The 23518-nt window shown below is 71.0% G+C and carries 21 protein-coding genes; 11 read left to right on the top strand and 10 right to left on the bottom strand.

What is annotated here, in order from left to right:
• The first annotated feature begins 26 nt into the window (after nt 1–26).
• The 8 genes from ABD143_RS15815 to ABD143_RS15780 all read left to right on the top strand — a co-directional run bounded on the left by ABD143_RS15815 (nt 27) and on the right by ABD143_RS15780 (nt 9835).
• Nucleotides 27–626, top strand: a complete 600-nt coding sequence (locus tag ABD143_RS15815) for an MFS transporter (protein WP_343979088.1) — start codon at nt 27–29, stop codon at nt 624–626.
• Nucleotides 623–808 carry a hypothetical protein gene (locus ABD143_RS15810; RefSeq protein WP_343978049.1) on the top strand — a complete coding sequence of 62 codons (186 nt, stop codon included), beginning with the start codon at nt 623–625 and terminating at the stop codon, nt 806–808. The genes ABD143_RS15815 and ABD143_RS15810 overlap by 4 nt, the downstream gene beginning before the upstream one ends.
• A gap of 123 nt (nt 809–931) precedes the next feature.
• On the top strand, nt 932–1594 hold the full coding sequence (lexA, locus tag ABD143_RS15805) for a transcriptional repressor LexA (RefSeq protein WP_343978046.1): 663 nt from the start codon (nt 932–934) through the stop codon (nt 1592–1594).
• Between the two features lie 1068 nt (nt 1595–2662).
• Nucleotides 2663–3385 carry a sigma-70 family RNA polymerase sigma factor gene (locus ABD143_RS15800; RefSeq protein WP_379659922.1) on the top strand — a complete coding sequence of 241 codons (723 nt, stop codon included), beginning with the start codon at nt 2663–2665 and terminating at the stop codon, nt 3383–3385.
• 216 nt (nt 3386–3601) lie between these two features.
• Nucleotides 3602–3925: a hypothetical protein gene (locus tag ABD143_RS15795; protein ID WP_343978040.1), complete on the top strand. Its 324-nt coding sequence runs from the start codon at nt 3602–3604 to the stop codon at nt 3923–3925.
• A gap of 226 nt (nt 3926–4151) precedes the next feature.
• Nucleotides 4152–4826 carry a sigma-70 family RNA polymerase sigma factor gene (locus ABD143_RS15790; RefSeq protein ID WP_343978037.1) on the top strand — a complete coding sequence of 225 codons (675 nt, stop codon included), beginning with the start codon at nt 4152–4154 and terminating at the stop codon, nt 4824–4826.
• A 156-nt stretch (nt 4827–4982) separates the two neighbouring features.
• A complete protein-coding gene (locus ABD143_RS15785) occupies nt 4983–9470 on the top strand; it encodes an NAD-glutamate dehydrogenase (protein WP_343978034.1) in 4488 nt (1495 codons plus the stop codon).
• Nucleotides 9471–9637: 167 nt separating this feature from the next.
• Complete coding sequence (locus tag ABD143_RS15780; protein ID WP_343978031.1) at nt 9638–9835, top strand: hypothetical protein; 198 nt, start codon at nt 9638–9640, stop codon at nt 9833–9835.
• Between the two features lie 77 nt (nt 9836–9912).
• Here the strand turns inward: ABD143_RS15780 and ABD143_RS15775 are convergent, their stop codons facing one another.
• A complete protein-coding gene (locus ABD143_RS15775) occupies nt 9913–10608 on the bottom strand; it encodes an alpha/beta hydrolase (RefSeq protein ID WP_343978028.1) in 696 nt (231 codons plus the stop codon).
• Between the two features lie 76 nt (nt 10609–10684).
• Here ABD143_RS15775 and ABD143_RS15770 point away from each other — a divergent pair, with 76 nt between their 5' ends.
• A complete protein-coding gene (locus tag ABD143_RS15770; RefSeq protein ID WP_343978025.1) occupies nt 10685–11257 on the top strand; it encodes a TetR/AcrR family transcriptional regulator in 573 nt (190 codons plus the stop codon).
• Between the two features lie 43 nt (nt 11258–11300).
• Here the strand turns inward: ABD143_RS15770 and ABD143_RS15765 are convergent, their stop codons facing one another.
• The 9 genes from ABD143_RS15765 to ABD143_RS15725 form a co-directional block, all read right to left on the bottom strand.
• Nucleotides 11301–14873: a sensor histidine kinase gene (locus ABD143_RS15765; RefSeq protein WP_343978022.1), complete on the bottom strand. Its 3573-nt coding sequence runs from the start codon at nt 14871–14873 to the stop codon at nt 11301–11303.
• Nucleotides 14870–16240 carry a sensor histidine kinase gene (locus ABD143_RS15760; protein ID WP_343978019.1) on the bottom strand — a complete coding sequence of 457 codons (1371 nt, stop codon included), beginning with the start codon at nt 16238–16240 and terminating at the stop codon, nt 14870–14872. The genes ABD143_RS15765 and ABD143_RS15760 overlap by 4 nt, the downstream gene beginning before the upstream one ends.
• A 91-nt stretch (nt 16241–16331) precedes the next feature.
• A complete protein-coding gene (locus ABD143_RS15755) occupies nt 16332–16997 on the bottom strand; it encodes a response regulator transcription factor (RefSeq protein WP_343978016.1) in 666 nt (221 codons plus the stop codon).
• Nucleotides 16988–17788 (bottom strand): sensor histidine kinase, encoded by an 801-nt coding sequence (locus ABD143_RS15750; protein ID WP_343978013.1) that lies wholly within the window; start codon nt 17786–17788, stop codon nt 16988–16990. Before ABD143_RS15750 ends, ABD143_RS15755 begins: the two co-directional genes overlap by 10 nt.
• A 65-nt stretch (nt 17789–17853) precedes the next feature.
• Nucleotides 17854–20352, bottom strand: a complete 2499-nt coding sequence (locus ABD143_RS15745) for an Hsp70 family protein (protein ID WP_343978010.1) — start codon at nt 20350–20352, stop codon at nt 17854–17856.
• A 116-nt stretch (nt 20353–20468) separates the two neighbouring features.
• Entirely contained in the window at nt 20469–20921 is a 453-nt protein-coding gene (locus ABD143_RS15740) for a Rieske (2Fe-2S) protein (RefSeq protein WP_343978007.1), read from the bottom strand.
• 227 nt (nt 20922–21148) lie between these two features.
• Nucleotides 21149–21391, bottom strand: a complete 243-nt coding sequence (locus tag ABD143_RS15735) for a hypothetical protein (protein WP_343978004.1) — start codon at nt 21389–21391, stop codon at nt 21149–21151.
• Between the two features lie 220 nt (nt 21392–21611).
• The gene (locus ABD143_RS15730) at nt 21612–21785 is read right to left on the bottom strand and encodes an alpha/beta hydrolase family protein (protein WP_343978000.1); all 174 of its coding nucleotides are present in this window, start codon (nt 21783–21785) and stop codon (nt 21612–21614) included.
• A 20-nt stretch (nt 21786–21805) separates the two neighbouring features.
• Nucleotides 21806–22144, bottom strand: a complete 339-nt coding sequence (locus ABD143_RS15725) for a hypothetical protein (protein ID WP_343977997.1) — start codon at nt 22142–22144, stop codon at nt 21806–21808.
• 58 nt (nt 22145–22202) lie between these two features.
• On the opposite strand from ABD143_RS15725, the gene ABD143_RS15720 reads away from it, so the two are divergent.
• Complete coding sequence (locus ABD143_RS15720) at nt 22203–22472, top strand: hypothetical protein (protein ID WP_343977994.1); 270 nt, start codon at nt 22203–22205, stop codon at nt 22470–22472.
• Nucleotides 22473–22674: 202 nt separating this feature from the next.
• Nucleotides 22675–23211, top strand: coding sequence for an MmyB family transcriptional regulator (locus ABD143_RS15715; protein ID WP_343977991.1), 537 nt, complete (start codon nt 22675–22677; stop codon nt 23209–23211).
• Nucleotides 23212–23518: the final 307 nt, after the last annotated feature.

The raw sequence follows: 23518 nt of genomic DNA, 5'->3' as shown, positions 1-23518 counted from the left end.
CCGCCGAACCTGAGGCGGTCTACACGCTGGGCTGGCGGGCGGGTTATCTCGTCCTCGCGGCCTTCGCCCTGGTGATCGCGCTACCCTGCGCGCTGTTCGGCGTGCAGGTTCCCGCGGTCGAGAAGCCTGTCCCCTCGGTGGCCGCGAACCCGGATGTGCCGGGCGTCGGCACCTCGGTCACCGCGCGGGGGGCATTCAAGTCGCTTCGCTTCTGGGTCTTCGCCCTCACCGTCCTGGTCATGTACAGCATCCAAGCTGCCTTCGGCGTCAACATGCAGCCCTTGCTGCTCGACGGCGGACTCGGCATCGCCGTGGCGACCGCCATGATGTCGATGGGCACCCTGGGCAGCCTCCTCGGTCGAATCGTCGGCGGCGCCCTGCTGGACCTGATCTCGCGCTCCAAGGTCGTGGTCGGGATTCTGCTGTTCACCGCGGCCGGTGCGCTCCTGCTGACGCAGATCTCGGCTCTGCCGGTCCTGATGGTGGGGGTAGCTGTGCTCCTGCTGTCCTTGGCGTCAGGCGCCGAGAGCGACGTCATCGCCTACTTCATTCTCAAGGACTACGGTCGGAGGTCTTCGGTGTCCTCTTCGCGGTGTGCATCGCGTCGTCCGGGATCGGCATCTTGATCGTCCCGTACGTGTTCAGCGGTCTGCGTGAGAGCACGGGATCCTGGGCCGCGGCCTGCATCGTCGGCGCCGCCCTCTGCGTCCTCGCTGCGGGTCTCTTCCTGATCTACGGCCTGCTCGGCCGCCGGCACGCCCGGAGGCAGCCGGCCGAGGTCGCAGTGGACGCCGCCGCAACGTCCTGACGTGCCGGTTGGCCGCCGCGGCGAACGCCGGCGGACCGCGTTCCGGCCGCCGGCCCGGTTGGGCGGCCCCTGTGCGATCACCTGGCATCCGGCGCTTCGAGTGCCCGCCTCTACCATCCGCAGGTGCCCGTCTCCGATGACCTTGATGCGTTCGAGCACCTGGACACCTCGACGCTGCCGCCGCGTCAGCAGCGGATCCTGGTCGCGATCCGAGACTGGGTGGTCCGGTACGGGTATCCGCCGAGCACGCGCGAGATCGGTGAGGCCGTCGGGCTGCGGTCACCGTCGTCGGTGTCGAAGCACGTGGCGAGCCTGGAGGAGAAGGGCTTCCTCCGGCGTGGCACGGCGATGTGCCGACCGATCGACGTGCGCGTCTTCCTGCAGGAGCCCCAGGCTCGGGGGGCCGCCGACGACTCGGTCTCCGTGCCCGTGGTCGGCGACATCGCTGCGGGGACTCCCATCGTGGCCGAGGAGCACGTCGATGACTTTCTGACGCTGCCCCGCGAACTCGCCGGGCGCGGCAACGTCTTCGCTCTGCGTGTCCGCGGTGACTCGATGATCGACGCTGCGATCTGCGACGGCGATACGGTCGTGGTGCGCCAGCAGTCCGAGGCCCATTCGGGCCAGATCGTCGCCGCGATGATCGATGGTGAAGCCACGGTGAAGGTGTACCGCCGCCGCAACGGACACGTTTACCTCGAGCCGCGCAACCCGGCTTACGACGTCATCGACGGCGACGAGTCCGTTGTGCTGGGCGTCATCGTCTCGGTGTTGCGCCGCGTCTGAACGGAGCCTGCCGGGTCGACCGGCACCCCCAGCTCTCGCGAAGGTCAGCGCCCCAGGCGATACCTGCCAGCATGAGTCTGAGGACTCCAGCCACCGCCCGGGCACGACAGCCGCTGGCGGTGATGCGCACGGTGGCCGTCACCGCGAGGCTCGATCCGTGCAGCAAATTGCCGATCACGCTCCTCGTCCGTGGTGGCGGCGGTCGGTAATGGTGGGGAGCTCGGCATGAACGAGAGGGAGCTTCGGGGTCAGGTGCGGAGCTTGGCGGGTCATGTCCTGGCGCGCTGGTTGGCCGCGGAGGACCGGGCGGAGGACGCCGGGCGGCTCGACCCCGACGACCGGCTGACCTGCCACGTGCACGGCCGGTGGATCCACCAGTGCGTCTCTTCCCCGGTGCACGTCAACCCGGTCACGCGGCATCGCTGGTGTCGCGACTGCGCAGCGGAACTGACCGTTGCAGTGGACGAACTCGCCGGAACGGTGACCATGCGCTGCCCGCGGTGCAGCCAGGGGAGCAGCGCCGCGACTGCCCGCCTGTCGGCCGCCTGCCGTGCCAGTCTCAGCCTCGCCAACGGCAACATCCGGCCCCGCCTCGTGGCCACGACCTGGTCACGTCGCGGAGGAGATAGAGCCGCTGCTCATGGCGGCAGCACCACGCCGTCACGCCGGCGCACGTCGGCACCCGCGTGAGCGGATGTCGGCAGGCGAGCGCTTCCGCTGCTTCCGCCGGCCGGTGCTCGTGGCACGCGCCGGGGTCACCGGTGCACTACCGGGTAGCAGGTAGTGGGACTTCGGGTCAGTACCAAGAGCGGGATGGGGACTGGCGGTGATGTGCCCCCGGGGTGCAGGCGGGAGGCTCTCTCGCGAGCGGAAAGCACCTTCTCGCGTGCCGTAGGCGGGTCTGCGGGTTCCACCCGACACAACTGTGGGCCGTGCCGCCGGGGATCGGGAAGCCGATCGTCGCGGCTCGCCGCGCCATCAGAGCAGGAGGACGCCATGCCGGTTGCCGAGATCAAGATCGTCGAGGGCGGCTGCACCGAGGTGCAGAGACAAGCCCCGGCCACGGACATGACGGACGTGCTGACCCGGCACGCCGGCTCCCAGGCGCAGGCCGGTCCCAAGGTCGAGACAACTGCCGATCGCACTGCACGCTTCGAGCGCGATGCGATTCCGCTGCTCGACCGGATCTACTCGGCGGCCCTGCGGATGACCCGCAACCCGGCGGACGCCGAGGACCTGGTCCAGGACACCTTCCTCAACGCCTACGCCGCGTTCAACACCTTCTCGGAGGGAACGAACATCAAGGCGTGGCTCTATCGGATCCTGACCAACAGCTACATCAGCGACTACCGCAAGAAGCAGCGGCGGCCGATCCAGTCACTCACCGACGAGATCACCGACTGGCAGCTCGCCGAGGCCGAGAACCACACCTCGAGCGGACTGCGGTCGGCCGAGAGCGAGGCGTTGGACCGGTCGCCGGACAACGAGGTGACGCATGCGCTCCACCGGTTGCCGGAGCAGTACCGCATCCCGATCTATCTCGCGGACGTCGAGGGCTTCGCGTACAGGGAGATCGCTGAGATCATGGGTACGCCGATCGGCACGGTGATGTCGCGGTTGCACCGCGGACGTCGGCAGATGCGGGACGAGCTGTCCGACCTGGCGCCCGAGCGGGGGTTCCGGCGCACCAGCCGTGGCGCGGTGGCGTCCCGTTCGTCCGGGCGTGCGGTGTCGAGCTGTTCCGCGCCGCCTTGCCGACCGTCGCAGGAAGCCGGACGCCGGGCGAGCTGAGGGCCGGGTCCCGTGGAGGCGAATCGACGGCAGGGGGTTTTCCCACCCCCGGCGGGGGGTTTGCCCGCGAGTCGGTAGGGACAGCGAGATGGTCCGGGCGTGTCGCGCGGCGGAGTCTTCACGTGGAACCAGGAGACCAGGAATGCGCCCGCGATCGCCAACTCGGTGCAGTCGGCGACGGACCATTCGACTTCCCACGGAGAGCAGTTCACAGCCATGACCGTCATCGCCTTCCCCACCGCGGACGCGGTCCGCGCCGGTCCACGCGACGCTGCCCACCCGTCAGGTCGGGTGGCGGGCCGCCAGCACGCGACACAGGCCTCCGCGCTGGTCCACGTGGCCACCGCGCCGCTGCTCGCCGTGCTCGAGAACTGCGTCGCCGCGGCTGCTGTCCAGGGCATCAACGACACCGGCGCCCGCAGGACCGCCGACGCGCTGCTGGACGCCCGCGTTGCACTCGACCTCGCCATCGCTGCTGCCGGTCGCGCCCTCGCCGACCGGGACATGCGCATGCGACGAGCGGACTCAGCCATCTCTTGACGGCTGGGACGGGCACCACCCGGGGTCTACTTCGCTAGCGCGGATGGGGACTGGCGGTGATGTGCCCCCGGGGTGCAGGCGGGAGGCTCTCTCGCGAGCGGAAAGCACCTTCTCGCGTGCCGTAGGCGGGTCTGCGGGTTCCACCCGACACAACTGTGGGCCGTGCCGCCGGGGATCGGGAAGCCGATCGTCGCGGCTCGCCGCGCCATCAGAGCAGGAGGACGCCATGCCGGTTGCCGACATCAAGATCGTCGAGGGCGAGACATCCGCCGATCGCACTGCACGCTTCGAGCGCGATGCGATTCCGCTGCACGACCGGATCTACTCGGCAGCCCTGCGGATGACCCGCAACCCGGCGGACGCCGAGGACCTGGTCCAGGACACCTTCCTCAACGCCTACGCCGCGTTCAACACCTTCTCGGAGGGAACGAACATCAAGGCGTGGCTCTATCGGATCCTGACCAACAGCCACATCAGCGACTACCACAAGAAACAGCGGCGGCCGATCCAGTCACTCACCGACGAGATCACCGACTGGCAGCTCGCCGAGGCCGAGAACCACACCTCGAGCGGACTGCGGTCGGCCGAGAGCGAGGCGTTGGACCGGTCGCCGGACAACGAGGTGACGCATGCGCTCCACCGGTTGCCGGAGCAGTACCGCATCCCGATCTATCTCGCGGACGTCGAGGGCTTCGCGTACAGGGAGATCGCTGAGATCATGGGTACGCCGATCGGCACGGTGATGTCGCGGTTGCACCGCGGACGCCGGCAGATGCGGGACGAGCTGTCCGACCTCGCGCCCGAGCGGGGGTTCGCGTCCCGTTCGTCCGGGCGTCCGGCGTCGAGCTGTTCCGCGCCGCCTTGCCGACCGTCGCAGGCCGCCGGACGCCCGGCGAGCTGAGGGCCATCGCTGCTGCCGGTCGCGCCCTCGCCGACCGGGACGTGCACATGCGACGAGCGAACTCAGGCATCTGTTGACGGCTGGGACGAGCATCACCCGGGGTCTACTCCGCTAGGGTGGCCAGACTCCGACGTCGAATGAGCTCGGAGGAAGGTGATGGGCCAGCCGAGTGACGACACCATCGCTGCGAGCGACGCAACCGACTCCGACCTGACCGAGCTGTGCCGGCTCTACGCCTGGCACCTCCAGGCCGACGCTCTGAGTTCGGACGAGCCGCCCGCAGTCGATGCCGCGCTCCTCGCCGTTGTGCATGCGCACCGGCGGCTGGCTGCGCGTCGGGCACCCGGCGATTCCCTGATCGAGGTCAGCGGATCTGGTCCGCCGGACGACGGGCTGGTCGTCGATGTCGTCACCGACGAGATGCCGTTCGTGGTGGAGTCGCTCCTCGCGGGCCTCGACAGAATCGAGGCCAAGGTCCGCCGGGTGATCCATCCGACGGTGGTGGTGCTTCGGAACGGCCTCGGCGAACTCACCGGCCTGCCGGGCTCGGCAGTGACGGATCACCTGCCGTCGGGCGCCCTCGCCGAGGAGTGGATACGCGTCGAGCTGGATCCGCTCCCCGCCGACGAGGCCGACGAGCTGGGGGCAGAGCTGCGGTTGGTGCTGCGTGACGTGCGTGACGTGGCTCTGGACCGGGCTCGGCTCCTCGATGCGGCGCGGTCGGCGGCTGCTGATCTGGCGGACTTGTCCGAGGGAGCGCCTCGCCCCGAGATACAGGATGCGGTTCGACTGCTGCTCTGGCTGACCGACGGGCGTTTCGCGTTCCTCGGCTACCTCCGCTATGACAGTGAGCGGATCGATGGCGAACGGTTCGAGCTACGGGCAGCGTCGGACTCGAGCCTGGGTGTCCTCCGCAGGGACGACGTTGCCGGCCTCGTTTTTCGCGACACCCTGGAAGCTGACCGCCCCGCCGCCCAGCAGGTACTCGTGCTCACCCGGGCGAGCGCGCAGGGTCGGGTGTTCCGCCCCGTGTATCCGTCGTTGGTCGTGGTCCGCCTGGTCGATAGGACGGGGCGGCTTGTGGGGGAACACCGGTTCCTCGGCGCGCTGACGGTGGCTGCGTTGCACGAGCACGTGCTGGACATTCCGGGGATCGACCGGCGGGTTCGTATCGCGATCCGTGAGGCAGGCGCTGCGCTGGAGTCGTACGCGGGGCAGCGAATGCTCGAGGTGATGTCCGAGCATCCCCGTGAGGAGCTGTTCTGGGCCGGTGAACAGAGCCTGCGTGATACTGCCGTCGGAGTGGTGGCGCTCACGCAGCCGCGCCGGCTGCGCCTGTTCCTGGCCCGGGAGCCCTATCGGCGGTTCTTCTCCTGCCTGGTCTACCTGCCCCGCGACCGCTACTCCACCCGTGCGCGGCTGGCCATGCAGAAAGTGCTCATGCACGAGCTGCACGGGTGGCGGATCGAGCACAGCGCCCGGGTCGGTAGATCGAGCCTGGCGCTGGTCCATTTCACCGTGCACAGCGACCCGGCGCACGCACAACCCGATCAGGTCCGGCTGCAGGGTCAGCTCGCCGCCGCGATCATGACGTGGGACGAGTGGGTGCTCGACGTAGCCGGCGCCGACGACGCCGAGATCGCGGACTACGTGGCAGGGGTGCCAGAGGGTTACAAGGACGACGTCGACCCCGTTCAGGCTCTCGCCGATCTGCGAATCGTTCGTGACCTGGGTGAGGAACCGGAGCTGCAGCTGTCGATCGAGCACGGCAGGCACGGGGTCGAGCCGCGGTTCCGCCTCTTCCTGCTCGGCGAGGGTGTCACGTTGTCCACGGTGCTTCCTGTGTTGCAGAGCCTCGGGGTGGAGGTGCTCGACGAGCGGCCCTATGTGATCAGCCGGCCCGACGGGAGCCGGTGCTGGATCTACGACTTCCGGTTGCGGCTCGACGCCGCGACCTGGGATGCGATGGCCGAGCGGAAGCCTGAGGAGACGCAGCGGTTGTTCTGCACGGCCTTCCTCACTGCGTGGCGGGGCGACGCGGAGGTCGACGGCTTCAACGCTCTGGTGCTGCGCGCAGGACTGCGATGGCGGGACGCGGCGATGTTGCGCGCCTATGCCCGGTACATGGCGCAGGTGGGCAGCCCGTTCGAGCTGCATTACGTCGTGGACGCCCTGATGGAGCACTCGGAGGTGAGTGCTGCGCTGGTGCGTCTCTTTCACGCCCGCTTCGATCCGGGGCCCGACCCCGCCGAGCGGCACCGAGTGCAGACCGAGGCGTTCGCCGAGGCGTCCGCGCTGATCGACCAGGTCCCCGGGCTGGACTCGGACCGGATCCTACGTGCCTACCTGAACGTCATCACGGCGACGCTCCGCACCAACTACTACCGGGAGCGGCCGTTCTTCTCGTTCAAGTTGGATTCCGGCGCCGTGCCGAACATGCCCGCACCGCGACCGATGTTCGAGATCTTCGTGTACTCGCCACGCATGGAAGGTGTGCATCTGCGGTTCGGTGCCGTCGCGCGCGGTGGGCTGCGCTGGTCGGATCGGCCGCAGGACTACCGGACGGAGATCCTCGGCCTGGTGAAGGCGCAGGCCGTGAAGAACGCGGTGATCGTCCCGGTCGGCGCGAAGGGTGGGTTCGTGGTGCGCCGGTCGGAGGTGGGTCCTGCTGAGGTGGCGACGTGCTACCGCATGTTCGTCAGCGGATTGCTGGATGTGACCGACAACCGGGCGCTGGTCGCGGGGCGCGAGGAGACGGTGCCGCCACCCGGGGTGGTGCGTCACGACGGTGACGACAGTTATCTGGTGGTGGCAGCGGACAAGGGGACTGCGCGCTTCTCCGACCTGGCGAACGAGGTGGCCGCGTCCTACGGTTTCTGGCTCGGTGACGCCTTCGCCTCGGGCGGATCCGTCGGCTACGACCACAAGGCGATGGGCATTACTGCCAGGGGTGCGTGGGAGAGCGTGAAACGGCATTTCGGGGAGTTGGGGGTGGACGCCCAGCAGGAGCCGATCAGTGTCGTGGGCGTGGGGGACATGTCCGGTGACGTGTTCGGCAACGGGATGCTGCTGTCCCGCCACATCCGGCTGCTGGCCGCGTTCGACCACCGGCACGTGTTCGTCGACCCGGATCCGGATCCGCATCGCAGCCATGCCGAGCGGGAACGGTTGGCGGTACTGCCGCGCTCGTCGTGGGGCGACTACGACCGATCTGTGATCAGCCCGGGTGGTGGGGTGTGGCCGCGGACGGCGAAGTCCGTGCCGGTCGGGCCGCAGATGCGAGCGGCGTTGGGGATCGCCGAGGGGGTCGTGACGCTCAGTCCCCCGGAGTTGATCCGGGCCGTGTTGCAGGCACCGGCGGATCTGTTCTGGAATGGCGGTATCGGCACGTACGTCAAGGCGACTGGGGAGTCGCACGCCGATGTCGGGGACAAGGCGAACGATGTGGTGCGGGTCGACGGACGGGAACTGCGTGTCAAGGTCGTCGGGGAGGGTGGCAATCTCGGACTGACCCAGCGTGCGCGGATCGAGTTCGCCGCGGCCGGAGGGAAGATCAATACCGATGCGATCGACAACTCGGCCGGAGTGAGCTGCTCCGACCATGAGGTGAACATCAAGATCATGCTCGATCGGCTGGTCGCCGCCGGCGAGTTGGAGCGGGAGGCGCGCGACACGTTGCTGGCCTCGATGACCGACGAGGTCGCCCAGCTCGTGCTCGCCGACAACCGGACGCAGAACGTGGTGCTCGGGATCGGCCGCTCCCATGCTGCGGATGCCGCCGCGGTGCACGCGCGGATGATCGCCGACCTCGTTGCGCGGCGTGGGATGCAGCCCGCGCTCGAGGGACTACCGGAACCAGCGAACCTCGCCGAGACGGCCGGCGACGGCGCCGGGCTCAGCTCGCCCGAGTTGGCCACCCTCCTCGCGCACGTCAAGCTCGATCTCAAGGCCGAGATGCTGCAGTCCGATCTGCCAGATCTGCCGGCCGTGACGAATCGGATCGTCGGCTACTTCCCGCCCGCGCTGACCCACCGCTTTCCCGTCGCGCTGGGAGAGCACCCGCTGCTGCGCGAGATCGTCGCCACCTCGCTCGTGAACGAGATGGTCGACCGCGGTGGGATGACCTGCGCGTTCCTCCTGCGGGAGGAGACGTCGGCTTCCACCGCCGACGTCCTGCGCGCCTACCTCGTCACCACCGCGATCTTCGACCTGCCCGAGTTGTGGGGGCAGATCGACGCCCTGCGGAGCACCGTGCCCACCGCCGTGGCCGACGAGGTCGTCCGCGTGTCGCACCAGCTGATCGCCCGCGCGACGCACTGGCTGCTCGTCCATCGGCCGCAGCCAATCCTGGTGGAGGCCGAGACCGTCCGGTTCGGTCCGCCGGTACGCACCCTGCAGCCTCGGCTCCCCGACCTTCTGATCGGGCAGGAGGCCGAGTCGGTCGGCTCGCACGCCGCGGAACTGACCGAGCGTGGCGTGCCGCATCGGCTGGCGCTCCGCACCGCGGCGATGCTGCAGGGTGTCGGTCTGCTCGACGTCGTCGAGGTCGCACAGTCGGCGAGGGCAGAGGGCGCCCGGCTGCCCATCGACGACGTCGCACACCTCTACTACACCCTCTCTGCGCGGCAGCGACACCCCGTGTGACGCCCGCACGGTGGGGGATGCCCTACTCGAGGTCGGGGGACCAGGTCGGCCGAAGGCGGGACCACACCATCGAGCGCGGCGTCGGCCCGCTCCAGAATCTCCAGGTAAGGCAAATCAAGCCACGCCGCCGGCGACTCCGATTCGCCGCCCATGCCGGGAGAGCCGCCATGAACGCCATCCAGACCCACAGGTTCGCGCACGACGCCGAAGGCGGCTGGACGATCCTGCGACGAGAAGTCATCCACGACGCGTCCGGGGTCTGCGCCAGATGTGGGATGACCGGCGCGGACACCGCGACTCGCGGCTGGGATGCCCCCGAGCTGGTCGCCGCCCACACTCGCTGCGTCGTCGGGCTCGGGAGCTGATGATTACTACGTCCACTTTCTGACTGGAAACGTTTGAGCTTATCGGTAGCGCGGGGCGGCTGTCCGGCGCGGGCGTTTTACAGGCTAAGCAGTAGGTCGCGGACCGCGACGGGCTGAGACAGGAACGGGTGATGGCCCGCGTCGAGCTCGACGACACGGCCGGCCCCGCGGGCGAACTCGCGCTGCAACCGGGCAGGGGTGCCCGCGTCCTGGGCGCACACGAGGTATGTCGAGGGGACGTCGTGCCAGGCAGCCGCCCCAACCGGCTGCCCGGTCACCTGCACGTTCTGAACGGCGAGATGATCCGCCGCCTGGGCCTGGACGTCGGCGTCGCAGTCCTGCAGGAATGTGTCCACCAGCAGCTCGGGGCGAACCCCGAACGTCCCGGCGTCGAGGTCGACGTCGAGGAACGGGGCGGGGGTGCCGTCGCCGAACTGTGAAAGGCTCTGCCCGACCTCAGGCAGGTAACTAGAGATCAGCAGCAGGTGGCGCACCGACGCTACGCCCGCGGCCGCCTCTGCCGTCACGATGCCGCCGTAGCTGTGGGCGACCACGATAGTCGGCTCGTCGCTGTCCTGCAGCACCTGCCGCACCGCGCCGACGTCCTCGGTCAACCCTGGGCCACCAGCACCTCCCGGCACGCCGGCCTCTCCGCAGCTTGGGAGCGCCGGGGCCACGCTCGGCACCCCCTGCTCCTGCAGGAGCCCGGTCATGCGGTGCCACCACCACCCCCCGTCCTGCACGCACGCCCCGTGCACGAACACGACCCTCATCGCCACCTCCGCGTTCACCACGACTGCCGTTCAATCAACGGTAGACGTACCAGCAGTTACGTGAAAAAGTGCGCCGGTGGGACGGCGACCGCAACCCGAGATCAAGGAGCGGCTGCTCGACGCTTGCACCGACCACGCGCTCGAGCACGGCCTGCCCGACAGGCTCGAGCCGCTGGCCTGCGCCGCCGGCACCTCGGCCCGCATGCTGCTCTACCACTTCGGCACCCGCGACGGCCTGCTGCGCGCCGTCCTTGGGCACGCGCGGCAACGCCAGCTCACCACCTTCGGCGACCTGCTGCGCGTGCGAACCGACCAGCCCTACACCGTCACGCTGACGAACGCCTGGACCTTCATAACCGGTCCCGAAGGGCGGCCCTATCTGCGGATGTTCGGGCAGTTGCGGGAAAGCGCGGCGCAGCAGCTGTTGCCCGACTTTCGCCGAGTAGCGACGACCGACTGGCTCGGGCCGCTCGAAGAAGGCCTGCGCAGCATCGATCGGCCGGAGCTCGCTACCCTCGTCCTCGCGGTCATTCGTGGTCTCCTCATGGACCTCGATGCCACTGCCGACAGCACCCGTACAGATAGGGCGTTCTCCGACTTCCTCAGCACACTCGAGCACCCAGATCGTCCGCGAACGTTCAACCGCTGAAGGTGGTCCCGGGTGAGCCGGCGGTGGCGCTACTGGGAAAGGCTCACTGCGCACCTGCCAGCAGCCGCTCGCACGTGCGCACCAGCACCGGCCCCATGGTCCGGACGGCGGTGGACGCCGCGGGGTGCGAGGCCACGCGCCGCCAGTGGGCGAGCTGCTCAGCTGCCGCCCGGGCCACCTCCTGCGGTCCGGCGTCCGGAGCCAGCGAGAGCCGGGTTCGCGGGTCGGGTCCCGAGCTGCCGAGCAGCGTCTCGGCCGCCTGGCGCTCCTTCTCGGGCAGATCGTGCTCCCCGGCCTGCAACGCGTCGACGAGGTCCAGTTCCGTGAACTCGTGCGCGCCCGACTGGATCCGTTCGAGCAGGTAGAGAAGTGGACGGGAGTCGCCGGGGGGTGGATCGCTGCGAACGAGGGTGTCCAGAGCCCACAGCGCCGACCGGGACTTCAGCGTCTCGGCCCGCCGAACGAACCGCGTGTCGACCAGCTCGCGCAACCGGGGCAACCCGCTGAGCGAGAGCAGAGCCGCGGCGAGCGCCTCCGCCGACGGGGCCCGCCCGGACCGGATCAGCTCGATGGACAGCCGGACGCCCACCAGCCCGTACCGGTCGAGTAGCTCCCGGTGGGTGAGCTCGGGGCCGCCGAGCACGGTCGCAGCGGGTGCCGGTGCGACGACGTCGGCCCGCTGGGAGTGCGTTGCCGGCAGGCCGGTACCTGACGGCGAGAACTGCGCCGCACCGAGCCGCGCGAGCGCGGTGTCGGACGACCTGGAGAGCCTCGCGAGCGCCGCGTAGTCGGCCTCCCGGGTCGCGGCAGCCGCCCGCGCCAGCAGGCCCGCTACCGGCACCACCACGGGGCAGATGCGGCGCACGTCGGCCCGGGCTCCGCACTCCGCAGCGGCACGCTCGGCGACGCCGGGGTCGGTCAGAGCCGTGCCCACGGCCTCGTCGGCGCGGGCGAGCACCCCGACCGCCGGGGGCGGCCGGTGCCCGCCGGCGCCGACGAGCAGTCGCGAGAACAGCGCGGCGTCGTCGGGGCGGCGGTGCCGCAGCAACACCACGAACGCATCGGCGGGCTGACCTGCCCGACCGTCGAGGGCGAGCCCAGGCAGGTCGATCAGCGTGGGCCCGGTCGTCGGGGTCGGCGGCCGAAGGGCCTCGACCAGCGTGGACGTCCCTGCGCCTGCCGGTCCCACGACCGCGACCCGCACCGGCCCGTCGAGCCGCGCACCCAGCGCCCGCAGCGGTTCCGCGTGCCGGGTGGCCTGGTAGAGGCCATGCGCCACGCGCACCGCGTGACGGACCTGGTCGAGCAGGTCCGTGGACGCCGTCTCCGGGACGGCGTGCGGAGCGGGAGCGCGCCCGTCGTCGCCGTACCCGTCCGGCAACGGCACGGAGCCCTCCACGGTCGTGCCTGCGCCCAGCGCGGAGCGGACCCGGACCAGACCGCCGACGGCGCCGATACGGGAGGTCACGTTCCGCAGCCCGTGCCCGGGCGAGCCGGAAGCGGCGGCCGGGTCCCAGCCCGGCCCGTCGTCGCGCACGACGAGGTGCAGGCGGGCGTCGGCGACGGAGAGGTGCACACCGATCGCTGCGCCCGGCGCGTGCTTGCGCGCGTTGTTGACGGCTTCGAGGCAGCAGAAGTAGACGGCGGACTCGATGTCGGCGGGGAACCGCTGGCCCGGAGCCACGCCGTCGGAGTCCACGATGACGGGTGGGTGCCCCGCCCCGAGCTCCGTGGCGAGCGCTCCGATGAGGCCTCGCTCGGCCAGCAGCGGCGACGACACTCCCATCGCGGTCTCGGCCAGGACCGACTCGGCCGTGTCGATCTGCTCGAGAACCTGGTCGAGCCGGCCGCGCGCCAGGTCGAGCTGACCTGTGGACACCTGGTGTTCGACCAGCCCGAGGGTCAGCCGCAGCGAGACGAGGTGGTGCTGGGCGCCGTCGTGCAGGTTCCGCTCGATGCGGCGTCGCTCGCCGTCCATCTCGGCGGCGGCCGCTCGGCGTGCGTCGGCGATCTCGGTGGCGTGCGCGAGCGCCGCACGGAGCTGGCGCTCCAGCTCGATCCCGAACCGGCTCGCCTGCAGCACGGCACCCAGGCTGTCGGCGATGTCCTCGAGGAGGTGCCGGCGCTGCTCCTGCAGGCCGGCGATGGCGGCGTGGTCGACCTCGATCGTCCCGATCCGCATGACACCCTGTCTGACCGGCACCTCGACGAGCTCGTCGGATGCGTGCGCTCCGCCCTTGGCCCAGGTGTACGTCCGGTCGCGCAGGCCCGGCCTGATCACGGTCAGCCGGCACGTCGAGGCGCTCAGGCCACGACCGACGGCCTCGGCGACGCGTTCCAGGTCAGGGGCGTCGGAGGTGCCGGACTGCGAGAGGGCGGTGATGCCGGCGAGCACGCTGTAGGGGGCGGGCCGCGTTCCGTAGAGCAGCCGGTCCACCAGCCGTTCGGCGTAGACGTAGACGGGCAGGAACGCCAGCGCCGCGGACCCTGTGGCCAGCGCTGCCGCAGCGATCCCGCCATCGCCCGCTCCGGGGTCGAGCGCATATCCGGCGACCGTGTTGACGACGATGTAGCCTGCGCCGATCAGCGCGGTCACGAGAAGCGCGACCAGGCCCCGGCTGAACAGCCGTTCCGCGGTCCACAGGGCGCCCGGACGGGTCGCGACGAGCATGGCCCCGGCGACCGCGACGCAGGCCAGCCGGGAGAACCAGAACAGCAGCGCGATCGGTTGCGCGGTGCCGGGGTGCGCGGTCGGGTCGACGAGGGCAAGGCCGGTCCAGCCGATCGACGACAGCAGCACCGAGATGCTCGCGAGCACGATCACGATCGCGAAGGCGGCCACCAGCACACTGAAGAGCAGGCGGGCCTGCGTCCGCTCCGCGACGGTCGTCCCGTGCCGGATGCGCCGGGGCAGCACCAGCAGCCCGGCCACCGGGACGCCGAAGCCGAAGAAGAGCACGCAGCTGATGGTGTGCGCCAGCAGCGCCGTCCCGACGCCGACCAGCAGCAGCGTCCCGACACCGGCGGCGACGACGACGTTGCGGGCGGCGCTCGCGCCGGAGCCGGGGATGCGGTCCGCCGGGAACAGCATCAGCGCGAGGATGTACGCCGCGCAGGCCACACCGTGCAGGACCACCTGGTGCAGCCCGCCGATGGCGAAACCGGTGGCGACCTGCACTGCAGCCGCCGCGGCATGCGCTTGCAGGTTGAACGCCCCCGCCGATCCGATCAGGGCGAGCGCGAGCAGCCGGGCGGACCAGCTCGATCGTCGGGAGGCCAGCAGCACGGCGGCGAGGCCGATGTTGACCAGGCTGAACGCATAGTCGACGATCGCCTGTGCGGCGGGCTCGCCCCGCGGTATCGCGGCCTCCAGGCCACGTGCCCATTCGTTCCCAGTTGCGGCGACGGCGGCAACATGTGCGGCGACCGGCGGCACGTGTGCCGCGACAGCGACGATCGCGCCGACGGTGAGCCACGTCAGCGAGAAGAGGGCGCAGGCCGCCAGCAGCACCGCGTAGCCCAGGGTGGCGGCCCGCGACCGGCGCCGGTCGTGGACGGTAGAGCCCTCGTCGACCTCCGCGCCGGCCCCGGTCCGGACCGCCGTCGCCGGGTTCACGATGCCCTCAGCTCCGCTCGGGCGCTGCTCTCGACCAGCGGCTCGAGCCGTTCGGGCAGCCAGGCGCGCAACATGACCGCGGCCGGACGCTCAGGGTCCGCTCCACCGGAGGAGCTCAGTTCCAGGTCTCCGCCCAGCGCCCCGAGCCGCTCGACGTCGTCGGCGAGCGCCGTGCGCAGGTGCTCGGCTGTGACGGGCGGCGTCGGGTCCTCGACGAGGACGGTCACCCGGCCGCCGGCCTGCTCGAGGTGCAGGACCAGCTCCTGCTCGGCCGGACGGCCGGCGAGCTCGTGCATGGCCGCGGCGGCGACGTAGTAGATGCCGGACTCGATCTCCCAGTCCAGCCGCGCGGTCAGCCCCCCGGTCAGCCGCACCGACCGCGGGAGGTCCGCGGCCACCTCGTCGAGCGCGGCGGCCGGGCCCTGGTCACGCAGCACCGCCGGGTACACGCCGCGGACGATCACCCGGAAGCGGTCGAGCAGGTCGTCGAGCCCGACCAGCGCGCGCGCCAGCATCTCCTGCGCAGATGCTGCCTTGTCCGGTGCTTCGTCGGGCTCCGAGCCCAGGGTCCTCCGGGCCCCGCCCACCTCGGCACGGAGTGCGGCCATCGGGTCGGTCGTCGCGTGGGAGAGCTCCATCACCAGCCGGCGGCGCTCGACCTCGCGCGCCGTGGCGAGGCGCTGCCGGGAGGCCTGCAGCTCGGCGGCGAGAGCGTCGGCGCGCCGCACCCGTTCGGCGAGCTCGGCGTTCAGTGCCACCCCGCGCAGCAGGAGACCGGCGCCGTTCGCGACGTCCTGCATCAGGCGCTGGTCGGCCCGGGTGATCGGAGCGTTCGGCTTCTCGATGGCCAGCGCCGCGCGCAGTACCGCGCCGTCGAGCACGGGGACGACGTGGTCGGTGTCCGGTCGGGCCAGCAGGACGGCGAGGTTGGCCACCGAGGGGGGCCCGCGGCCGCTGTCGGAACCGGGCTGCGCGGGTGGGTAGGCCGCCCCCGCGACCAGCCGCTCACCGACCGCGAGCCACAGCACTGCCCGGGTGGCGCCCGTGCCTCCCGCCACGACCTCGGCGACCCCGGGCAGCGCCTGCTCCAGTGACCCGGCACTGATGCGGGCGGCAGCCTCCGCCAGCGCCGAGTAGGCGGTCACCTCGCGGTGGCCGGTCAGCCGCTCCACGACTCGATCGACGACGGGCAGCACCAGGCCCAGCCCGACCACCGCGAGGCCCGCGGCCACGAACGGCAGCACGACCACGAGCTGCTGGGGTCCATGGATCAGGGCGCCTGCCCTCACCACGGCGACGAGCAGGAAGGCAGCACCGCAGGCGACCAGGAGTACCCGCAGCATCCTCGCGCTGATCGTCCGGTTCATCACGCCCACCGGTTCCCGCCGACGCCTTTCCGGCCCCGCCTTTCCGGCCCCGCGGGATGACGCTAACGGCCCCGGCGAGCCAGGCCAAGCCTCAGTCTCCGTCGCGCTGCGACCGCAGGTAGGTCAGCACGGCCAGGACCCGTCGGTGGTGCTCAGCGGTGTCGGCGTGCAGGTCGAGCTTGCCGAAGATGTTCGCGATGTGCTTCTCCACGGCCTTGGGCGTGACGAAGAGTTGCGCGGCGATCCCATTGTTCGACCGGCCCTCGGCCATCAGCCGCAGCACGTCCAGCTCACGCTCGGACAGCGAGGCGACGACACCCTTCTTGTCGCCGCGGGGACGCTCCACCAGCCGCTTGGCCAGCACCGGCTCGATGACGATCTCGCCGCTCTCGATCCGCGTGAGGGTGTCGGTGAGGACGTCGACGCTGCCCACCTTCTCCTTCAACCGGTAGCCGATCGCGTCGGTGCCGATCTGGAGGATGCGCATGAGGTAGTGCGACTCCGCGTAGTGGGAGAGGAAGAGCAACCCCATGTCGGGGTGCAACGCGCGCAACCGCTCGGCGGTCACGAGGCCGCCGTCGGGCTCGGGGGGCATGCGGATGTCCAGGATGGCGACGTCGGCCGGGCGGGTCGACAGCAGGTCGACGAGCGAGTTCCCGTCGGCCGTGCAACCGACCACCTCGTGGCCCGCCGCCTGCAGCAACATCAGGAGCCCCTCGCGGAACAAGGCTCCGTCCTCGGCCAGCGCTACTCGCACGGGATCCTCGCAATGATCGTTCCGATACCGGGGCCGCCTTCCACGTCGATCGTCCCGCCCATGCGATGGACCCGGTCGTGCATCAGCGGGCCGTGCCGGACGTCGACGCCCGCCACATCAACGGCGAGAACGTCGCCGTCCCGATAGACGAGCACCTCGACCGGCGGCACACCCTCGTCGAGGGCGTCGAGGCAGTCGGTGACAGCGAAGTAGGCCGCTCCCTCCGCAGCCGGCCCGAAGCGCGCCTCCGGGGCGTCGATCCGCACCGGCGTGGCGACCCGGTCGGCCACCTCGCGCAGGGCGGGCCCGAGCCCGGCCTCGTCGAGCAGCGGGGGGTAGATCCTGCCTGCTACGTCGCGCAGTTCCTGTAGCACGGCGTGCAGCTCGTCCTGGAGGACGTCGATGGACGCTCGCAGGTCGGGTTCGGCGTCGGGAACCCGGTGCCGGATCAAGCCGAGCTGCAGGGAGAGGGCGGAGATCCGCAGTGCTGCGCCGTCGTGCAGCTGTCGCTCCAGGAGGCGGCGGCGCTGCCAGTGCTCCTGCTCCGCCTGGCGGCGCGCCTCCCGAGGGGCGTGGAGGCGGGTGGAGGTGCGATGGTTGGGGGCGGTGCCGTGCTCGGCGGCGGTGGGGGGAGCGTCGCCGGCGCCCTGCGCAGGCTCGAGCATCATCACCCGATCGTCGGGCACCGCGGGCCGGACGGGAATGGGGCACACCCCACCGCTCAGGTCGGGTTCTCCCCAGGCGCGGGGGACGGTCCAGTCCGGGCGGCTCCGGGTGGTCGCGGTGTCCACGGGACCTCTCCTTTCGGTCCTGGCGTCGCCACCCCGCCCGGGTCGGATAACAGCCCCCTTCCGGCTCACGCGCCGGTGTTCAGCACCGTCACCTCGTTGGAGCTGATGTTCGTGACGTAGGTGTGCCTCCCATCGGGCGCGACGAAGACGTCGGTCGGTGTCTGCCCGACCCCGACGGTCGCGGTGACCTGGTTGGTCGCGGTGTCGATGACGGAGACGGTGTTGCTCCCGGAGTTGGCGATGTAGGCGTGCTTGCCGTCCGGCGCGAACGCCACGGACTGGGGCTCCCGCTGCACCGGGATCGTCGCCGTGACGGTGTAGGCCGCCGGGTCGATGACCGCGACGGAGTCGGCGTCGTACTGGGCGACGTAGATGCGCGAGCCGTCCGGGGACATAGAGATGCTGTGCGGGCTGCGCCCTACCGGGATCTCCGCAAGGATCGCCCCGTTCTTCGTGTTCAGCACCGTCACCAGGTTGGACGCGTGATTGGCCACGTAGGCGCGGCGGCCGTCGACGGAGAACGCCGCGTCGTGCGGGTTGGGTTTGACCCTGATCTTCCTGACCACCTCGTTGGTGGCAGTGTCGATGACCGAGACCAGGTCGGCGTCGTGGTTGGGGACGTACACCTGACGGCCGTCCGGGCTGACCGTGATGGTGAAGGGGTAACTCTCGGAGGGGATCCTCGCAATGACGGCGCGCGTCTGCGTGTCCAGCACCAGAACGGAGTTGGGGGACCGGTTGGCCTCGTCGTGGACGCTGACGTACGCGCGGCGCCCGTCCGCGGTGAACGCGACGTAGACGGGGGGCCCTTCGGCGATCGGGATCTCCGTGACGACGTTGTTCGTGGCGAGGTCGATCACGGGAATCACCTTCTTGCCCGTGCTGGTGACCCAGGCGAACGCGCCGTCCGGCGTCACCGCTCCGGCCTGCGGTCCCGTCGCGACGCGGATCGCCCCGGCCGCGGTGGGCTGTGCGACGCTGGCGACGGGCGCGACGGTCGGCGTCGCCGCCGGTGGGCTCACTGCGGGCGGGGCGTGTCCAGCATGCTGGGCCTGGTCAGTCGGCACGGGCGTCTCCGTGGTGCGCCCCGGCCCCAGCAGGAACACGAGGGCGATGCCCAGCACGGCGACGATGGCCGCCGCCACGAGGGGGACGCGGCGTATGCCGGTGCGCTTCCCGAGGGGTTGGGCCGGCGGTTCCGGCTCTGACCTGGGAAAGCCCGGCATCTCCGGCGGGTCGCGCGGGGGTGGCCCACCCGAGCCCGCGCGCGCGGGGCCGGGCACCGGGCCCGCGCCGTGGCCGGTCCCGTCTGGGGAGACGGGAGGACTGGCGGGAGCCGGGATCGGACCGGCACCGTTCGCAGGTGGCCGGGGTGCCGAACCGCCGGCGGCACCCCACCCGGGCCGCGCGGGGGCGCCGTCCCCGTCCGGGGGAGCGGCGCGGACGCCGTCAACGCGCATGGCCGGGGCGGCGTGCCCGCCCTGCGCGCCCTGTAGCGCGGGCATCGACGCGGCCGCGATCGACGCGGCCCCCAGGGCCACCGCGTACTTCGGGTGAGCGTCCTCCACGGTCGGGCGACCGAACTCCTTCGACACCATCTCGGCGATCAGGGGGATGCGCGACGAGCCGCCCACCAGCAGCACCGAGCTGAGGTCCGTAGGAGCCAGCCCGGCCGACTGCACGGTCCGGGCGAGGGCCCCGATCGTCGACTCGATGGGAGCCCGCACCATCTCCTCGAAGCCCGCACGGGTCAACCGGACGTCGAAGTGCCGGCCGGGCAGGAACACGGGGATGACGGTCTCCGTGTCCAGCGACAGCGCCTCCTTGGCCAGGACGCAGTCCTGACGGAGCCGGGCCAGCGCCACGGCCGTCTGCTCGTCGCCCATGTCGAGCTCGCTCAGCGCACCGCCGGCGGTGTAGTTGACGTAGGACAGGATCGCCTCGTCGAAGTCGACGCCGCCGAGCCGTTCGACGCCTTCCGGCGTCCCGAGGATCCCGAGCGCCCCGTCCTGCTTGCGCACGACCGTGGCGTCGAAGGTGCCGCCGCCCAGGTCGTAGACCGCCACGGTCTCGCCGTCGTCCAGCCGCCCGGACAAGGCGTAGTAGGCGGCCGCGGCTTCGGGCTCGGTCACCATGTGAGGTGGCGGCAGCTCGGCGGCCAGCGGGACCTCGTCGAACAGCTCACGGCGGAACGGGCCCCAGTTGGCCGGGTGGGTGAGAACGATCCGCTCCGGAGGCTCGCCCTCGATCGCGACCACCTTGTGCACGACATCGCGCAGGAGCGCGCCGAGCAGGGTGGTGACGGGGTAGGGCACGCTGCTCAGCATGATCGGCGTGGGGTCGCCCAGCCTGCGTTTGAACTCGCGGCCCACCATGTCCGGATGGCTGACCGCACGACGGTTGGCGGCGTCTCCCGTGAGCACACCGCCGTCGTCACGCACGTAGACGACCGCGGGCATGACCACGGTGCGGTCACCGAGAGTGCACATCTCGACTCCGGTCGAGCGTGCCACCGCAGCCGCCACGAACGTGGTTCCGAGATCGACCCCAAGGCTGTATGTCATGTCACGGGCGCCTTTCCCCCCCGGAATCAGGTAAGAGTACCGCCAGTAATCGGCGGTAGAAGAGATATTCAAGGTAAATCCAAGATCTGCGCCCGGCGCGTCCCCGGCCCGGCGACTTACGGATTCAAAATGATCGAGTCGCCCTGGATCTCGATGTTGCGCGGGGTCAGCGCTCGTAACGCCGGGCCGTGGACGACCGCGCCATCGGCGATGGCGAACCTGCTCCCGTGACAGGGACATTGGATCGTCGCGTCGGCGACGGTGGCGAGCAGGCAACCGTCATGGGTGCAGATCGCGGTGAAGGCCCGCACGTCCCCGGCCGTGGGCCGGGTGACGACGAGCCGGTAGTCGGGAAAGACCGTGCCGCCGCCGATCGGGATGTCCGACCTTGCCACGACCGACGGCGAGCCACCGGCCTGGGTCGGGCTGGGTGCGGGGCTGCCCGGACCGGGCGCCGACGGGGGACTGGTCGGCCCGCCCCCGCTGCCGCAGGCCGTGAGCGTCGCCGCGCCGCAGATTCCCGTCACGAGCGCCCGCCGCGTCGGGTCGGGCCGGATGCGCCTGCTCATGAGGCCGCTCCCGGCCCGGAGGACGCGGGCACCGAGACGTACCGCGCGCGGCACGTGCAGGGGTACTCGTCTCCGACGCGGACGGGTGCCGGCGGCAGACAGCGATGGTCGTTCATCGCGCTGCGGTCCTCCGGCCGACGACTCCACGGCGGGCGGGTCGCCCCCGCTCTGGGGCCTCAGTGTCGGTCCTCGGCTCACCCGATGCCAACCCCCTCCTGCAAGGGAGCTCATGCGGCGGCGAGCATCGTCGCGCCGGCGGCGGTGAGCCGCGGCCGGAGCGGCGCTGGGCCGGAAACGGACACGAGCCCGGCGAGGGCCAGCCGCACACCCGCGAACTGGTCGCAGAAGGACAGGCCGTCGACGGTCAGCGCGTGCCCGGCGTCATCGGTGACGGTGCAGCGGTCCGCGGCGATCGCCCGGAGCACGGCGCGGTCCCGGTTGCTCAACGCGGGGAGAGTTGTGGTGGTCATGATCGCCGCTCCTTCCGGGTACCGGGTCGGACCGTTGACTACTCCGACCCCAGAAGGATGTGCCGCACGAGCGGTTCGATACACCGAGCAGTCCCTACAGCTGTCCGGGACAACCCGCGTTCCGATGTGGGGAGAACCCTCCGTCGACGCCCTACCGGGGTCCGGGTCGCGCGGGATACCGATGCCGGCGGCGCCGCCGCGGCCCCGGCGGCCGTCTCCGCTATGCCGCGAAGAATCGGGCCAGTTTCGGGATGACACCGGGGACGTATTCGTCCTTGTCATAGAGGTCGACGTGGGTGGCGCCGTCGATCCAGAAGAGCTCCTTCGGCCCCTGTGCCTTCTCGATCGCCTCGCTCGTGAGGTACGGGGTGGCAGCCCTGGTTCCGGCGATCATCAGCAGTGGGCGGGGTGCGATCAGGTGACTCGCCCAACGTTGACAGAGAGGGGGCCGAAGGCGTCGAACTGAGCGATCAGGTCGATGCTGCGCTGCACAAAGTGGTTCTCCGACCGTGGGTGCTGGGCACGGGGGGTTCGGTAGTACTCCCAGCCGTCGTAGACGTGCTGCCCGAGTGCTTTGGCCTGCTCGCCGGTGTCGGGATGGATCTGCTGGAGACGCGCCGGCGCGCCGCGGGCTTCCTCGGTGCGAGCCTCGCCTGAGGCGTCGAGCATGCCCTGCAGGATCTGAGGGTCCTGGGTGCGGCCGAGGCCGTCGCGGAACAGGCTGCCGGTGTCGACGGCACTGACCGTCGCCACGGCCTTGATCCGGTGGTCGGTCGCTGCGGCGGGGACGACGTAGCCGCCCGATGCGCAGATGCCGAGTGCCCCGATGCGGTCGGGGGGCGACGTCGTCGCGAAGGCCGAGGTAGGTGACGGCCGCCTTGATGTCCTCGAAGCGGTGGGCGGGGTCTTCGAGCAGATGTGGGACCCCTTCGCTATCGCCCTGGTAGGCGGCGTCGAAGGCGGGGGCGACGAAGCCGGCGCGGGCCAGGCGTTCGGCGTAGAGGCCCGCGGTCTGCTCCTTCACTCCGCTCATCGGGTGGGAGACGACGACGGCGGGACCCTCTTTGCCAAGAGAACGTGAGCACCGACTACGTCGTGCGGCTGGAGCAGGGCCGGACCCTCAGGGTCTCCCGCCCGGTTCTCGACGCCCTCGCGGACGCGCTGCAACTCGCTGCGGACGCGCGCGGATACCTCTTCACACCGACGTCGCGCCGGCCGTTCCCACCTGGCCACCGTCGGGCAGCCAGAAGGTCGACCGGGCGCTGCAGCAGGTGCTTGACGGGATGCCCGACATCCCGGCGATGGTGCTGAACCGGCGCCAGGACGTGTTGGCGTGGAACAGTGCGGCGGTCGCGCTGTTGACCGACTTCGGCGCGCTGACGGCGGGGGAGCGCAACTTGATCCGGCTGACCTTCCTCGACGGTGCGTACCGATCCCTGTACGCGGACTGGGAGCGCTCCGCACGCGAGTGCGTCGCGGTGCTGCGGATGGAAGCCGGCCGCAACCCCGGTGACCCCCGGGTGACGGCGCTGGTGGGAGAGCTGTGCGTACAGGACCCGGACTTCCGGGCCTGGTGGGGCAGTCACCAGGTGCGGGGTCCGCGCCAGCTCACCAAGACCTACCGCCACCCGGTCGTGGGCGCGCTCACCCTCGACGTCCAGCAGCTGTCCGTCGATACCCAGCCCGATCAGCACCTGGTCGCCTACACCGCCCCGCCCGGCTCGCCGGCCCAGGAAGCGCTGCGATTCCTCCTCCAGTGGTCCGCCCACAGCACCGACCAGGACGGCGCCCGTGCCGCGGACGGAACAGATCGCCACTAAGGGCGTGCCCGGCGGATCTTCGTCCGCGATAGCCGCGCCCAGGCGGCCCCTGGCGACACCGCCGGATCGCCCGGATACGCCCGGTATGAGGGCCATCCAGCGGCGCCGCCAGGAACCACCTGGATCACGGCTCTCATCGAACAAGATCCACCGGACACGCCCTAGTCGGGCTGCAGCGGAAGCTCGACGACGATCGCCGTCCCCTCCCCGGGGGGGCTGCTGACCTCGATCGCCCCGCCCAGGGCATGCACCCGGTCACGCAGCCCGATCAGACCCGAGCCCCCCGCGGGGTCGGCGCCGCCGATGC

Origin of the sequence: Pseudonocardia aurantiaca (assembly GCF_039526725.1) — a bacterium.
GTDB classification, from domain to species: domain Bacteria; phylum Actinomycetota; class Actinomycetes; order Mycobacteriales; family Pseudonocardiaceae; genus Pseudonocardia; species Pseudonocardia aurantiaca.
This window is presented reverse-complemented; position numbering and strand designations above follow the sequence as displayed.